Annotated in this window: 1 protein-coding gene; it reads left to right on the top strand. The window is 58.5% G+C overall.

Features of this window, described 5'->3' with window-relative positions:
• Positions 1 to 517 precede the first annotated feature (517 nt).
• A partial coding sequence (locus DN388_RS22480; protein WP_254506382.1) for a cbb3-type cytochrome c oxidase subunit I occupies positions 518 to 1,310 on the top strand: 793 nt, incomplete at its 3' end.

The raw sequence follows: 1,310 nt of genomic DNA, 5'->3' as shown, positions 1-1,310 counted from the left end.
ACCGGCAGAGAACGTAACTGCCAAGTGAAACGATGATGTAACTGAGCCTTGACTCAAACCGCCGCATCGACAACGGTGCGGCGGTTCCCACCGCCCCTTGCGACCAAGTGTCGCACCCCGCCGCACACCCGCCTTGCACCCCCCCTGATCGAGACTAAGCTTGTTGCCACAGTGGCTTGAAGTCTTGCACCTGAATGCACCTTTTTGGCGCACTTTCTGTTCGCGAGCCACCACCAAAGGCTGATGGATCCCGGCCCAAGTGCGAATTGCCTGCCCTGACCACGCAGGACGATAGTGCCAAGGCAGCTTAATGCGTGCACAACGAAAGCGGAATAATGGTGCACATTATCGCCTTGCGATTGTGTACACTTCCCACCGCCAATCGGCTGGAAACGCCGTAAAATCGGCCTTCGCAAGGTGCGGCGCGATTTCCATCGCGTTGCAATAACCACACGGTTTATACATACTTGCGCCGATTTTTTAACCAACAAAAACACCCAAACCGTGGAACCTTAGAATGAGCACAGCAATCAGTCCGACTGCTTATAACTATAAGGTCGTCCGCCAGTTCGCCATCATGACGGTGGTCTGGGGGATCCTTGGCATGGGCCTCGGTGTCTTCATCGCCTCGCAACTGGTCTGGCCTCAGCTGAACCTGGACCTGCCGTGGACGAGCTTTGGACGCCTGCGCCCCCTGCACACCAACCTGGTGATCTTCGCCTTCGGTGGGTGCGCACTGTTTGCCACTTCCTACTATGTCGTGCAGCGAACCTGCCAGACGCGACTGATTTCCGACAGCCTCGCGGCCTTCACCTTCTGGGGCTGGCAAGCGGTGATCGTCGGCGCGCTGGTCACCCTGCCGCTGGGCTACACCACGACCAAGGAATACGCAGAACTGGAATGGCCTATCGCCATTTTGCTGGCCATCGTGTGGGTTACCTACGGTGCGGTGTTCTTCGGCACCATCGTCAAGCGCAAGACCAAGCACATCTATGTGGGCAACTGGTTCTACGGTGCCTTCATCGTGGTGACCGCGATGCTGCACATCGTCAACCACGCCTCGCTGCCGGTCAGCCTGTTCAAGTCGTACTCGGCCTACTCGGGCGCGACCGACGCGATGATCCAGTGGTGGTACGGCCACAACGCCGTGGGCTTCTTCCTGACCACCGGCTTCCTGGGCATGATGTACTACTTCGTACCCAAGCAGGCCGAACGCCCGATCTACTCGTATCGCCTGTCGATCGTGCACTTCTGGGCGCTGATCACCCTGTACATCTGGGCAGGCCCCCACCACCTGCACTACACCGCGC

The organism is Pseudomonas sp. S12(2018), from assembly GCF_024355235.1.
Lineage (GTDB): Bacteria > Pseudomonadota > Gammaproteobacteria > Pseudomonadales > Pseudomonadaceae > Aquipseudomonas > Aquipseudomonas palmensis.
Note: the sequence above shows the minus strand (reverse complement) of the source record. Positions and strands in the feature narration are given on the sequence as shown.